General features: G+C 72.8%; 9 protein-coding genes. 1 reads left to right on the forward strand and 8 read right to left on the reverse strand.

The window, feature by feature from the left end; all coding sequences use genetic code 11:
• The first annotated feature begins 30 nt into the window (after positions 1 to 30).
• Positions 31 to 867 (forward strand): PaaX family transcriptional regulator, encoded by an 837-nt coding sequence (locus ACQUSR_RS07160; protein ID WP_431041710.1) that lies wholly within the window; start codon positions 31 to 33, stop codon positions 865 to 867.
• A gap of 32 nt (positions 868 to 899) precedes the next feature.
• Here ACQUSR_RS07160 and ACQUSR_RS07165 read toward each other — a convergent pair whose 3' ends face one another.
• The 8 genes from ACQUSR_RS07165 to ACQUSR_RS07200 form a co-directional block, all read right to left on the reverse strand.
• Entirely contained in the window at positions 900 to 3197 is a 2298-nt protein-coding gene (locus tag ACQUSR_RS07165) for a bifunctional salicylyl-CoA 5-hydroxylase/oxidoreductase (protein ID WP_431047424.1), read from the reverse strand.
• A 14-nt stretch (positions 3198 to 3211) separates the two neighbouring features.
• The gene (locus ACQUSR_RS07170) at positions 3212 to 4039 is read right to left on the reverse strand and encodes an enoyl-CoA hydratase family protein (protein WP_431041711.1); all 828 of its coding nucleotides are present in this window, start codon (positions 4037 to 4039) and stop codon (positions 3212 to 3214) included.
• 229 nt (positions 4040 to 4268) lie between these two features.
• A complete protein-coding gene (gene argF / locus ACQUSR_RS07175; RefSeq protein ID WP_431041712.1) occupies positions 4269 to 5270 on the reverse strand; it encodes an ornithine carbamoyltransferase in 1002 nt (333 codons plus the stop codon).
• A 76-nt stretch (positions 5271 to 5346) separates the two neighbouring features.
• Positions 5347 to 6585: an arginine deiminase gene (locus ACQUSR_RS07180; RefSeq protein WP_431041713.1), complete on the reverse strand. Its 1239-nt coding sequence runs from the start codon at positions 6583 to 6585 to the stop codon at positions 5347 to 5349.
• Positions 6586 to 6808: 223 nt separating this feature from the next.
• Complete coding sequence (locus ACQUSR_RS07185) at positions 6809 to 9358, reverse strand: polynucleotide kinase-phosphatase (protein WP_431041714.1); 2550 nt, start codon at positions 9356 to 9358, stop codon at positions 6809 to 6811.
• On the reverse strand, positions 9355 to 10848 hold the full coding sequence (locus tag ACQUSR_RS07190; protein ID WP_431041715.1) for a 3' terminal RNA ribose 2'-O-methyltransferase Hen1: 1494 nt from the start codon (positions 10846 to 10848) through the stop codon (positions 9355 to 9357). The genes ACQUSR_RS07185 and ACQUSR_RS07190 overlap by 4 nt, the downstream gene beginning before the upstream one ends.
• Positions 10849 to 10882: 34 nt before the next feature.
• Complete coding sequence (gene mmuM, locus ACQUSR_RS07195) at positions 10883 to 11842, reverse strand: homocysteine S-methyltransferase (RefSeq protein WP_431041716.1); 960 nt, start codon at positions 11840 to 11842, stop codon at positions 10883 to 10885.
• Between the two features lie 19 nt (positions 11843 to 11861).
• Positions 11862 to 12785 carry an LLM class F420-dependent oxidoreductase gene (locus ACQUSR_RS07200; RefSeq protein ID WP_431041717.1) on the reverse strand — a complete coding sequence of 308 codons (924 nt, stop codon included), beginning with the start codon at positions 12783 to 12785 and terminating at the stop codon, positions 11862 to 11864.
• Positions 12786 to 12996: the final 211 nt, after the last annotated feature.

Raw genomic sequence — 12996 nt, forward strand, 5'->3', positions numbered from 1 at the left:
CCGGCCCGCGAGCGGTTCTAGAGTAAGCGCGTGAGTGATCACCATGCTCCTCGCTCCCTGATCGTCACGTTCTACGGCGCGTACGGCCGCGGCACGGTAGGCCACCCGGCGGACCCGATGCCCGTGGCCGCCCTGGTCCGGCTGCTCGGCGCGGTCGGGGTCGACCCGCCGTCGGTGCGCTCGGCGGTCTCCCGGCTCAAACGGCGCGGGCTGCTGGTGCCGGACCGCACGGCGGACGGGGCCGCCGGGTACGCGCTGTCCGCCGACGCCCGGCAGCTGCTGGAGGACGGCGACCGGCGGGTCTACGGCCGCCCCGCGGGCTCCCGGTCCCGGGACGGCTGGCTGCTGGCGGTGTTCTCGGTGCCCGAGCAGGAGCGGCACAAGCGCCATCTGCTGCGCTCCCGGCTGGCCCGGCTGGGCTTCGGGACGGCCGCGCCGGGGGTGTGGATCGCCCCCGACCACCTCTACGAGGAGACCCGGCACACCCTGGAGCGGCTCGAACTGGCCGCGTACGTAGACCTCTTCCGGGGCCGGCACGCCGGGTTCGAACCGACCGCCGACGCGGTGCGCCGCTGGTGGGACCTGGACGCGCTGGCCGCACTGCACCAGGCTTTCCTCGACGCCCACGAACCGGTGCTGCGCCGCTGGTCGCGGCGGCGGGCCGGCGACCCGGAGGACGCGTACCGCGACTATCTGCTGGCCCTGGACTCCTGGCGCCACCTGCCGTACGCCGACCCGGGCCTGCCGCCCGCCCTGCTCCCCGCCGACTGGCCCGGCGCCCGCGCCGCCCGGGTCTTCTCCGCCTTGCACGAGCGACTGAGGGACCTCGGGGCGGAGTACGTGGCCGGACACCTGCGCGAGATCTGACGGACGTGACCCGCCGGGGGGCGGAGCCCCGGTTACGGGAAGGGGCGGGGCTGGGGAAGGTCCGCGTCCAGGGCCAGCCGCGGCTTGGGGGCGTCCGTGCGGCCGGTCGGGGGGCGGCGGCTGCCCGCCCGGTACGGCAGCGGCCAGGGGGCGCCCGGCCCCGAGTACCCCTGCTCGGCGGCGGCGTGCAGCGTCCAGTGCGGGTCGTACAGATGCGGGCGGGCCAGGGCGCACAGGTCGGCGCGGCCCGCCAGGACCAGCGAGTTCACGTCGTCCCAGGAGGAGATGGCGCCGACGGCGACGACCGGGACGCCCAGCTCGTTGCGGATGCGGTCGGCGAACGGGGTCTGGTACGAGCGGCCGTACTCGGGGCGTTCGTCCGGGACAACCTGGCCGGTGGAGACGTCGATGGCGTCGGCACCGCGGGCGGCGAACGCGGCGGCGACGACGACCGCGTCATCGGCCGTCGTGCCGCCCGGCGCCCAGTCGGTGGCCGATATGCGGACCGTCATGGGCCGGTCCTCGGGCCAGACCGCCCGTACCGCGTCGAAGACCTCCAGCGGGTAGCGCAGGCGTGCGGTGAGGGAGCCGCCGTAGCCGTCGGTGCGGAGGTTGGTCAGCGGCGACAGGAAGCTGGAGAGCAGGTATCCGTGGGCGCAGTGGAGTTCGAGCAGGTCGAACCCCGCACGCGCGGCGCGGCGGGCGGCGGCGGTGAACTCCTCGCGGATCGCGGCCAGTCCGGTTGCGTCCAAGGCCTGCGGGATCTGGCTGACGCCCGGCCGGTACGGCAGCGATGACGGGGCGGCCAGCGGCCAGTTGCCGGACGGCAGCGGGTCGTCGATGCCCTCCCACATCAGCCGGGTGGAGCCCTTGCGGCCGGAGTGCCCGAGCTGCACGCCGACCGCAACGCCCGGGGACTGGGCGTGGCAGAAGTCCACCACGCGGCGCCAGGCCGCCTCGTGTTCCGGCGTGTACAGCCCCGTGCAGCCGGGGGTGATGCGGCCCCGCGGGCTGACGCAGACCATCTCGGACATGACCAGCCCGGCGCCGCCGAGCGCCCGGGAGCCGAGGTGGACCAGGTGGAAGTCGCCGGGGGTGCCGTCGACGGCGGAGTACATGTCCATCGGGGAGACCACGACCCGGTTGCGCAGGGTGAGCCCGCGCAGCCGGAAGGGCGTGAACATGGGGGGCGTGCCGGGGGCCACGGCCGCCTCGCGCTCGACCGCCGAGACGAACGCGGCGTCGCGCAGCCGCAGATTCCCGTGCGTGACGCGGCGGCTGCGGGTGAGCAGGTTGAACGCGAACTGGCTCGGCGGCTGCGGCAGATAGCGGGCCAGGTCCTCGAACCAGCGCAGGCTGGCCGCGGCCGCGCGCTGGGTGGACTCCACCACGGGGCGGCGTTCGGCCTCGTACGCCGCGAGTGCGTCGGGCACGGTCGGCTGCTCGGTGAGGCACGCGGCGAGGGCGAGGGCGTCCTCGACCGCGAGCTTGGTGCCGGAGCCGATGGAGAAGTGGGCGGTGTGCGCGGCGTCGCCGAGCAGCACGACGTTCCCGTGCGACCAGTGGTCGTTGACGACGGTGCGGAAGGCGGTCCACTGCGAGTGGTTGCCGCGCAGCGGGCGGCCGTCCAGCGCCGTGGCGAAGAGCTTCGCGCACCGTTCGACGGAGGCGTGCTCACCGCAGCGGTCGAACCCCGCGCGGCGCCAGACGTCCTCGCGCATCTCGACGATGACGGTGCTGGCATCCGGCCCGTACGGGTATCCGTGCAACTGCGCCACACCGCGCTCGGTCTCGGCGATCTCGAAGCGGAAGGCGTCGAAGGCGAAGTCGGCGGCCAGCCAGATGTAGCGGCAGCGGTGGGTGGTCAGGTGGGGGCGGAAGACGTCGGCGTGGGCCTCGCGGGTGGCGCTGTGCACCCCGTCGGCGGCGATCACCAGGTCGTGGGTGCGGGCGAGTTCGGCGGCGGGCGGGGCCTGGGCGCGGAAGCGCAGACGGACGCCGAGCGTGCGGCAGCGGTCGTGCAGCAGCGCCAGCAGCCGGCGGCGGCCGAGGGCCGCGAAGCCGTGCCCGCCGGAGCTGAGCACCTGGCCGCCGCGGACCACGTCGATGGTGTCCCAGCGGACGAACTCGGCGCGCAGCGCCGCGTAGACCACGGGGTCGGCGTGTTCGATGCCGCCGAGGGTCTCGTCGGACAGCACGACGCCGAAGCCGAAGGTGTCGTCGGGGGCGTTGCGCTCCCAGACGGTGATCTCCCGCCGGGGGTCGAGGCGCTTGAGGAGCGCCGCCGCGTAGAGACCGCCGGGGCCGCCGCCCACGACGGCCACCCGCATGGCCCCCGCCACGGCTAGCGACCCTGCCATTTCGGCGTACGCCGATGGGTGAACGCCGCGTGGAACTCGGCGTAGTCGGCGCTGTTCATCAGCAGGGCCTGGGTGGCGGCGTCGAGTTCGACGGACGCGGCGAGCGGCATGTCGAGTTCCGCGGTGAGCAGTGCCTTGGTCTGGGCGTAGGCGAGGGCGGGACCCTCGGCGAGGCGCCGGGCGAGCGCGGCGGCCGCCAGCCCGGCCTGCCCTTCGTCGGCCGACTGGCTGATCAGCCCGATGCGTTCGGCCTCGGGCGCGGCCACCGGCTCGCCGAGCATCAGCAGCCGGGTGGCGTGCCCGAGGCCGACGACGCGCGGCAGCAGATACGCGGCGCCCATGTCCCCGCCGGACAGTCCCACCTTGGTGAAGAGGAACGCGAAGCGCGCGGTGGGGTCGGCGACGCGGAAGTCGGCGGCGAGGGCGAGGACGGCACCGGCACCGGCGGCGACGCCGTGCACCGCCGCGACCACGGGGAAGGGGCACTCGCGCAGGGCCCGGACGACCTGCCCGGTCATGCGGTTGAAGTCCAGGAGCGCCCCGGTGTCCATGGCGAGGGTGGCGCCGATGATCTCGTCGACGTCGCCGCCGGAGCAAAAGCCCCGGCCGTCGCCGCCGAGCACCAGGGCGCGCACGGAGCGCTCGCGGGAGAGTTCGCCGAGCAGGTCGCGCAGATCGGCGTAGGCGCCGAAGGTGAGTGCGTTGAGCTTCTCGGGACGGGCGAGGGTGACGGTGGCGACTCCGGCGTCGACGGTGAGGCGCAGGTGGCGCCACCGCTCGGTCCGGGTCGCGGATCCGGTAAAGGGACTCATGGAGCACGGCCTCCTTCAGCCGGTGGCTGGGCGGGCGGACGGCTGGTTCCCGTATCGGAGAAGCTATCACCGAAGCGTGACTGTCGTCACGAGAGCGCGATAGACGACCGCTCCCCTCCCGAGCCGCTCCTCCGTGGCGGGGAGGTCCCTTCAGGGCCTGCGCGGCGCCGGAGGCCCACACGGCGCTGGAGACCTGCGCGGCACTGGAGACCTACATGGCGCTGGAGGTCTACGCGGCGAGTGTCGCCACCAGCACCGCCTTGATCGTGTGCATCCGGTTCTCCGCCTCGTCGAAGACGACCGAGTGCTCGGACTCGAAGACCTCGTCGCTGACCTCCAGCTCGGTCAGCCCGTGCCGCTCGTAGATCTCCCGGCCCACGTCCGTGCCCAGGTCGTGGAAGGCGGGCAGGCAGTGGAGGAACCGCACGTCCGGGTTGCCCGTGGCGCGCAGCACGTCCATCGTGACCGCGTACGGACCGAGCAGCCCGATGCGCTCGTCCCACACCGATTGCGGCTCCCCCATCGACACCCACACGTCGGTGGCGACGAAGTCGGCACCGCGCACCCCCTCGGACACGTCCTCGGTGAGGCTCACGGTGGCGCCGGAGGACTTGGCCAGCTCGCGCGCCACCGCCACGATCGTCTCGTCCGGCCACAGCAGGCGCGGTGCCACGATCCGCACGTCCATCCCCAGGAGCGCGCCGGTGACCAGGTAGGAGTTGCCCATGTTGTACCGGGCGTCCCCGAGGTAGGCGTACGCCATCCGGTTGAGCGGCTTGTCGCTGTGCTCCGTCATGGTCAGGACGTCGGCGAGCATCTGGGTGGGGTGCCACTCGTCGGTGAGGCCGTTGTAGACCGGGACGCCCGCGTGCGCGGCGAGCTCCTCGACGACACCCTGGCCATGGCCGCGGTACTCGATCGCGTCGAACATCCGGCCAAGGACACGCGCGGTGTCCTTGACCGATTCCTTGTGTCCGATCTGCGATCCGGCCGGGTCGAGGTAGGTCGTCGAGGCCCCCTGGTCGGCGGCCGCGACCTCGAACGCGCACCGGGTGCGGGTGGAGGTCTTCTCGAAGACCAGCGCGATGTTCTTGCCGGTGAGTCGCCGCACCTCGGCGCCCGCGCGCTTGGCGGCCTTCAGTTCGGCCGCCAGCTCGATCAGGCGGCTGAACTCCTCGGCGGTGAAGTCCAGCTCCTTGAGGAAGTGGCGGCCGGTGAGGTCTTTCGCCATGGCGTGGCTCCTAGGGCACAGCGAATCTACAGGACCATGGAAGTGTATACGATGCTCTGCATATATATCGAGAGGGCTAGTGGACCGCGTCCCGCTCGACGGGACAGCTCATGCAGCGCGGCCCGCCCCTGCCGCGCCCCAGCTCGCTGCCCGGGATCGTGATCACCTCGATGCCGCACTTGCGCAGGTGCGTGTTGGTGGTGGCGTTCCGCTCGTACGCCACGACGACGCCCGGCTCGACCGCGAGCACGTTGCAGCCGTCGTCCCACTGCTCGCGCTCGGCCGCGTGGACGTCCTGGGTCGCGGTCAGGACCCGGATGCCATCCAGACCGAGGGCCGCCGCGATGGCCCGGTGCATGTGCTCCGGCGGATGGTCGGTGACCTTCAGCTCCTGCTCCTCGGCGCCCGGCTCGATGGTGTACGAGCGGAGCATCCCCAGCCCCGCGTACTGGGTGAAGGTGTCCCCGTCCACCATCGTCATGACCGTGTCCAGATGCATGAACGCCCGCCGCTTGGGCATGTCCAGCGCCACGATCGTGCGCGCGGAGCCGGCCGCGAACAGCCCGCGCGCCAGCATCTCCACCGCCTGCGGGGTGGTGCGCTCACTCATCCCGATCAGCACCGCGCCGTTGCCGATCACCAGCACGTCGCCGCCCTCTATGGTCGACGGGTACGCCGCCTGACCCTCGGACCAGACGTGGAAGCCACCGGTGGCGTACTGCGCGGCGAACAGCGGGTGGTGCCGGTAGACGGCTTCGTAGTGCACGGTCTCGTGCCAACGGGCCGGCCAGCGCATCGCGTTGATACTGACCCCGTCGTACACCCAGGCCGACGCGTCGCGCGTGAAGAGGTGGTTGGGCAGCGGGTTGACGAGGAAGTCGTCCGGATCCATGGCGTGGAAGCGCACGGAGACCGGCTCGGGGTGCCGCTCGAGGAACTCCCGCTTGGTCATGCCGCCGACCAGCGCCTCGGTCAGTTCCGGGTCCGTCAGCTCGTCGAAGGCGGCGCGCAAATGATCAGTGGCGAGTGGACCGTACTCCTTCTCGTCGAAGACCCGGTCCAGGACCAGGGCGCGCGCCTCCGGCACGGCCAGGCTCTCGGCCAGCAGGTCGCCGAAGAGATGCACCTCGACCCCGCGGTCGCGCAGGACGTCCGCGAAACCGTCGTGCTCCTGCCGGGCGCGCCGTACCCACAGCACGTCATCGAAGAGCAGCGCTTCCTTATTGGTCGGCGTGAGCCGCTTCAGCTCGAGGTCGGGGCGGTGCAGTATGACGCGGCGCAGCCGCCCGGCCTCGGAATCAACATGAAATCCCATACGACCCATCTTGGCCGCCCGGCGCCCGGAACGAACGCCGCCGCTCGCAGCGTGATGCGATTCGGCGCGCACGGACGGGCCGGGTGGGGGCGCCTGGGGGCCGGGTGGGGGGCCTGGGGGCCGTGGGGGCCTGGGGCCGGGTGGCCGGGGCAGAGGTCCTGCCCCGGCCGAGGCCCTGCCCAGCCCTGCCCTGCCCTGCCCCACCCAGTCCAGCCGCAGTCAGCTACAGCCTCGGGTCCACCGGCTCGGACTCCAGGGCGAGCACCGCGAACACCGCCTCGTGGACCCGCCACAGAGGCTCCCCCTCCGCCAGCCGGTCCAGCGCCTCCAGGCCCAGCGCGTACTCGCGCAGCGCCAGTGAGCGCTTGTGGCCGAGGTGCCGCTCCCGCAGCCGCTCCAGGTTGTCCGGACGGGTGTATTCCGGTCCGTAGATGATCCGCAGATACTCCCGGCCCCGGCACTTGACGCCCGGCTGGACGAGTCGGCCGTTCTCCTTGCGTATGAACGCCTGGAGCGGCTTGACCACCATGCCCTCACCGCCCGCCTCGGTCAGCTCCAGCCACCAGCGCACGCCCTCCGCGACGGACGCCTCGTCCTCGGTGTCCACGTGGATCCGGCCGGTGCGGCGCAGCAGTCCGCTGGTGTCGTGCTCCACCAGCCGGTCGAGCCAGGCCAGTTGCTCGTCGTGCGGCACGGTGGCCAGGTTGCGGCCCTGGGCGGCGAGCAGCTGGAAGGGAGCGAACCGCATGCCGTCCAGCCCGTCGACCGGCCAGCAGTAGCGGCGGTACGCCTCGGTGAAGGCCGCCGCGTGCGCCGCCCGGTCGCGCTGTCTGCCCAGGAGCCCGTCCGCGCCGCCGACGCCCTCGACACCGCGGGCCGCCGCCGCCTCGAGGGCGGCCACCGCGCCGGGGAAGGCGGCACCGGCGGCGGCGCCCACCGCCGCGTACTGCGTGCGCAGCAAGCCGGACGCCTTGAGGGACCACGGAAGCAGCTCGGCGTCGACCAGCAGCCAGTCCGTACCCAGTTCGTCCCACAGGCCGGTACCCGTGACGGCCTCCCGGATGGGGGCCAGCACCTGCTCCGTGACGGACGGGTCGTCGAAGAACGGGCGCCCGGTACGGGTGTACAGCGCGCCGGTGGTGTTCCCGGCGATGTCGAACCGCTCGCGCGCGGCCTCCGCGTCGCGGCAGACCAGGGCCACCGCACGCGAGCCCATGTGCTTCTCCTCGCACACCACTTGGCGCACTCCGTCTGCCCGGTAGGCGGCGAACGCCTCGGCCGGATGCTCCAGGTAGCCCTCTTCCTTGGACGTCGCGCAGGGCGCCATCGTCGGCGGCAGGTAGGCGAGCAGCCGCGGGTCGATCGCGAAGCGGCTCATCACCTCCAGCGCGGCGGCGGCGTTCTCCTCCTTGACCGCGACCCGGCCCAGGTGCCGGGTCTCCACGACCCGCCGCCCGGTGACGTCGGCGAGGTCCAGCGGGCGCCCGTCGGCGCCGCCGGGCGCCTCCGGGGTGAGCGGTCGGACCGGCTCGTACCAGACTCGCTCGGCGGGTACGTCCACCAGCTCGCGCTCCGGCCAGCGCAGCGCGGTCAGGGTGCCGCCGAAGACGCAGCCGGTGTCCAGGCAGATGGTGTTGTTGAGCCAGGACGCCTTCGGGGTCGGGGTGTGGCCGTACACGACGGCGGCGCGGCCCCGGTAGTCCTCGGCCCACGGGTAGCGCACGGGCAGCCCGAACTCGTCGGTCTCGCCGGTCGTGTCGCCGTACAGGGCGTGCGAGCGCACCCGGCCCGAGGTGCGGCCGTGGTACTTCTCGGGCAGTCCGGCGTGGCACACCACCAGCTTGCCCTCGTCCAGGACGTAGTGGCTGACGAGGCCGTCGACGAACTCCCGCACCTGCTCCTTGAAGGCGTCGTCCTCCCGCTCCAGCTGCTCGACGGTCTCGGCGAGTCCGTGCGTGTGCTGGACGTTTCTGCCCTTGAGCCAGCGGCCGAGCTTGTTCTCGTGGTTGCCCGGCACGCACAGCGCGTTGCCCGCGGCCACCATGCCCATGACCAGCCGCAGTACGCCGGGGCTGTCCGGTCCGCGGTCCACGAGGTCGCCGACGAACACGGCGGTACGGCCTTCGGGGTGGACCCCGTCGACGTAGCCGAGCTTGCCGAGCAGGGCCTCCAGTTCGGCGCGGCAGCCGTGGATGTCGCCGATGATGTCGAACGGTCCGGTCAGGTGCCGCAGATCGTTGAAGCGCCGCTCCAGGACGATCTCGGCGGCCTCGACCTCCGCCACGTCGCGCAGCACGTGCACCTTGCGGAATCCCTCGCGCTCCAAGTGGCGCAGCGAGCGGCGCAGTTCCCGCTGGTGCCGCTGGATCACGTGGCGCGGCAGGTCTGCCCGGTCGGCGCGGGCGGCGTTGCGCTCCGCGCAGACCGACTCGGGCACGTCGAGGACGACGGCGATCGGCAGGACGTCGTGCTGCCGGGCGAGCTGGATGAGCTGTTTGCGGGCCGCGGACTGCACATTGGTCGCGTCGACCACGGTGAGCCGGCCGGCGGCGAGCCGCTTGCCGGCGATGTAGTGCAGGACGTCGAAGGCGTCACCGCTCACGGTCTGGTCGTTCTCGTCGTCGGCGACGAGGCCGCGGCAGAAGTCCGAGGAGAGCACCTCGGTGGGCTTGAAGTGCCTGCGTGCGAAGGTCGACTTGCCGGAGCCGGTGGAGCCGATCAGGACCACGAGGGACAGGTCGGTCACGGCCAGGGTGCGCTTGCCGGTGGTCATGCCGCGGCCTCCTTTTCTGTCGTGGAAGTGGTGGTGTCAGGGGTGTTTCCGGCGCTGCGGAAGACCGCCATCTGGGTCGGCGGCCCCACCTCCGGGTCGTCCGGGCCCACGGGCCGGAACTCCACGGCGTACCCGTGCCGTTCCGCCACGGCGTCCGCCCAGGCGCGGAACTCCTGCCGTGTCCATTCGAAGCGGTGGTCCGCGTGCCGCACATGTCCGGCCGGAAGGGTCTCCCAGCGCACGTTGTACTCGACGTTGGGCGTCGTCACGACGACGGTCGCGGGCCGGGCCGCACCGAACACCGCGTACTCCAGGGCGGGCAGCCGCGGCGGGTCGACGTGCTCGATGACCTCGCTGAGCACCGCAGCGTCGTACCCGTTGAGTCTGCTGTCGGTGTACGCCAGCGAGCCCTGGAGCAGTTTCACGCGTGCCGCCTGCCGCTCCGGCATGCGCTCCAGGCGCAGCCGCCGCGCGGCGAACTGGAGAGCCCGCATCGACACGTCGACGCCGACGATGTCGGTGAACCGCGGCTCCTGGAGGAGCGCACCGACCAACTGCCCCTGACCGCAGCCCAGGTCGAGCACGCGTGACGCACCGGCGCCGCGCAGCGCCTCCAGGATCGCCTCCCGCCGCTGGACCGCCAGCGGGATCGGCTTGTCCTCCGTGTCCGAGGTCTCGTCGACCGCGTTGTCCAGTTCCTCCGCCTCGGTGTCGTCGGCCTCGGCGAGCCGGGCGAGCTCCAGTCGGTCCAGCGCGTCCCGGGTCAGCGACCGGCGCCGCGCCAGGAAGCGGCTGGTGATGAGCAGCTGTTCCGGGTGGTTCTCCAGCCATCCCTCGCCGGAGCGGAGCAGCTTGTCCACCTCGTCGGGCGCGACCCAGTAGTGCTTCGCGTCGTCCAGCACCGGGAGCAGCACGTACAGATGGCGCAGCGCTTCGGCCAACCGCAGCTCGCCTTCCAGCGTGAGCCGCACGTACCGCGAGTCGCCCCACTCCGGGAACGTCTCGTCCAGCGGCACGGTCCGGGCCGTGACCGTCCAGCCGAGCGGTTCGAAGAGCCGGGCCACCAGCTCAGTGCCACCGCGCGCGGGGAGGGCGGGGACCTCGACGCGCAGGGGCAGCGCGTGTCCGGGCAGCTCGGGCCGCGCCTTGCACTGACCCTTGAGCGCGCTGGAGAACACCGTGCTCAGAGCCACGGCCAGCAGCGACGAGGCGGCATACGGCCGGTCGTTGACGTACTGCGCGAGCGCCAGGTGCGGCGCCCCACCCGGGGCTGCGCCCTTGCCCCGGTTCCGCCGCACCAGCGCCACCGCGTCGATCTCCAGCAGCAGTGCCGCCGTGCAGCGCTCGGCGCTCGCCTCGGGGTAGAAGACGTGCGCGACGCCGTGCGAGGTCGAGAAGCGCTGGGTCTTGTCGGGATGCTTGTGCAGCAGGAAGCCGAGGTCGGTGGCCGGGCGTTCGGCGGTGCCGGTGGTGGTTATCGTCAGGAACACACGGTCGAGTATCGCCGCTCCACGCCGCGTGCTCCTACCGGTTTTCACCGCCTTCGTCCCCGACGGCCCCGTGCCGTCCGACGACGGCGGCCAGTTCGGCGATGCGGTCCGGTCCCACCCGGCAGCAGCCGCCGATGAGCCGCGCACCGGCGTCCCGCCACGCCGCGACCCGGTCGCGGCTGAACGTCGACCGCCCCCGCCAGCTCCGCGTCCCCGCATCCCACACCTCCCCGCTGTTCGGATAGACCACCACCGGCTTGCCGGTGGCCAAGGTCGCGATCTCCACCGCGCGGTCCGCGTCGTGCGGCTCACAGCAGTTCACGCCCACCGCGATGACCTGGTCGGCCTCGGCGGCCAGGGCGAAGGCGTCGGTGAGCGGCTGCCCGGCGCGGGTGGTCTCCCCCGCGACGCTGTACGAGAGCCACACCGGCACCCCGCACCCCTCGACCGCCCGCAGCAGGGCCCGCGCCTCGTCCATGTCCGGCACGGTCTCCAGGGCGAGCACATCCGGACCGGCCGCGGCCAGGGTCTCGATCCGCGGCCGGTGGAATCGCTCCAGCTCCGCCACGCTCAGGCCGTACCGCCCCCGGTACTCGCTGCCGTCCGCGAGCATCGCCCCGTACGGCCCGACGGAGGCGGCCACCCAGATCTCCCGGTCCGCGCCGGCCGCCGCCAGCCGTGCCAGCTCCACACTGCGCCGCAGCAGTGCGTCCGCCTCCGGCCGCCGCACGCCCCGGCGGTCGAAGCCCTCGTAGGTGGCCTGGTAGCTGGAGGTGATGAGCACCTGCGCGCCCGCCCTCACGTACGCCGCGTGGGCCGCCTCGATCTGCCGCGGCTCGTCGGCCAGGAGCCGGGCCGACCACAGCTCGTCCAACAGCTCACACCCTTGCGCCTCCAGCTGGTTGGACAGGCCGCCGTCGAGGATGAGCGGCCCGCGCGCGAGCGCGGTGGCGAGCGGCGTGGCGGGGGCCGGCGCGGGTCCGGGGGCGGACATCGCAGTGCTCCTTGTCTGGTCAGCCGAGCTGGGACTGCACCTGTGAGGAGATCAGCTCCAGGTGGTCGAGGTCGTCGAGGTCCAGAATCTGGAAGTAGATCCGGGACGAACCGATCTCCCGGTAGCGGCCGATCTTGTCGACGACCTCTGCGGGCGAGCCCGCCAGGCCGTTCTCCTTCAGCTCCGCCACCTCCCGGCCGATCGCGGCGGCCCGTCGCGCGACCTCCGCGTCGTCCTTGCCCACGCACGCCACCAGGGCGTTGGAGTACACCAGGTCGCCGCCCGCGCGCCCGGCGGCCTCGGCTGCCTCCCGCACCCGGCCGAACTGCCGTGCGCTGTCCTCCAGGGACGCGAACGGGATGTTGAACTCGTCGGCGTAGGCGGCGGCGAGCCGCGGGGTGCGGGTCGCGCCCAGACCGCCGACGAGCACCGGCACCTTGGGCTGGGCGGGCTTGGGCAGCGCGGGCGAGTCGGTCAGCTGGTAGAAGTCCCCGGCGTAGCTGAAGGTCTCGCCGACCGGCGTCTTCCACAGTCCGGTGACGATCGCCAGCTGCTCCTCCAGCCGGGCGAGCTTCTCCTTCGGGAACGGGATGCCGTACGCCTTGTGCTCCTCCTCGAACCAGCCCGCGCCCAGGCCGAGCTCCACCCGGCCGCCGGACATCCGGTCGACCTGGGCGACCTGGATGGCGAGCACGCCGGGCAGCCGGAACGTGCCGGCGGTCATCAGCGTGCCGAGCCGGATCCGCCGGGTCTCACGGGCGAGTCCGGCAAGGGTGATCCAGGCGTCCGTCGGGCCGGGCAGCCCGTCGACACCGCCCATGTGCAGATAGTGGTCGGAACGGAAGAAGGCGTCGAAGCCCAGGTCCTCCGTGGCCTTGGCGACGGTGAGCAGGGTCTCGTAGTCCGCCCCTTGCTGGGGCTCGGTGAAGATACGCAGGTCCATGCCCCCCATCCTGCACTCCCCCAGGGCGTCAACCGCGCTCCCCCTCGATCGACCGGAGCGTCCCGCCCGGGTGAAATCCGCTCCCCCGTGAGGATCGGTCCGCCGGGCCAGTGACCGGCGCGACAGGTGATCGTTTGGTCGGGCGGAGCCGGACCGCCCGGCCCGCGCGCCGGCGGCCACCGCCGGCGGCGACCGCACCACCGCCCTCCCC

It is taken from the genome of Streptomyces sp. P1-3, from assembly GCF_050613155.1.
Taxonomy (GTDB): Bacteria; Actinomycetota; Actinomycetes; order Streptomycetales; family Streptomycetaceae; genus Streptomyces.

What these genes read in the sequence shown, in the direction of transcription:
- ACQUSR_RS07165 (WP_431047424.1), bottom strand. Translation starts at nt 3,197, where the DNA reads ATGCGGGTGGCCGTCGTGGGCGGCGGCCCCGGCGGTCTCTACGCGGCG.
- ACQUSR_RS07170 (WP_431041711.1), bottom strand. Translation starts at nt 4,039, where the DNA reads ATGAGTCCCTTTACCGGATCCGCGACCCGGACCGAGCGGTGGCGCCAC.
- argF (WP_431041712.1), bottom strand. Translation starts at nt 5,270, where the DNA reads ATGGCGAAAGACCTCACCGGCCGCCACTTCCTCAAGGAGCTGGACTTC.
- ACQUSR_RS07180 (WP_431041713.1), bottom strand. Translation starts at nt 6,585, where the DNA reads ATGGGATTTCATGTTGATTCCGAGGCCGGGCGGCTGCGCCGCGTCATA.
- ACQUSR_RS07185 (WP_431041714.1), bottom strand. Translation starts at nt 9,358, where the DNA reads ATGACCACCGGCAAGCGCACCCTGGCCGTGACCGACCTGTCCCTCGTG.
- mmuM (WP_431041716.1), bottom strand. Translation starts at nt 11,842, where the DNA reads ATGTCCGCCCCCGGACCCGCGCCGGCCCCCGCCACGCCGCTCGCCACC.
- ACQUSR_RS07200 (WP_431041717.1), bottom strand. Translation starts at nt 12,785, where the DNA reads ATGGACCTGCGTATCTTCACCGAGCCCCAGCAAGGGGCGGACTACGAG.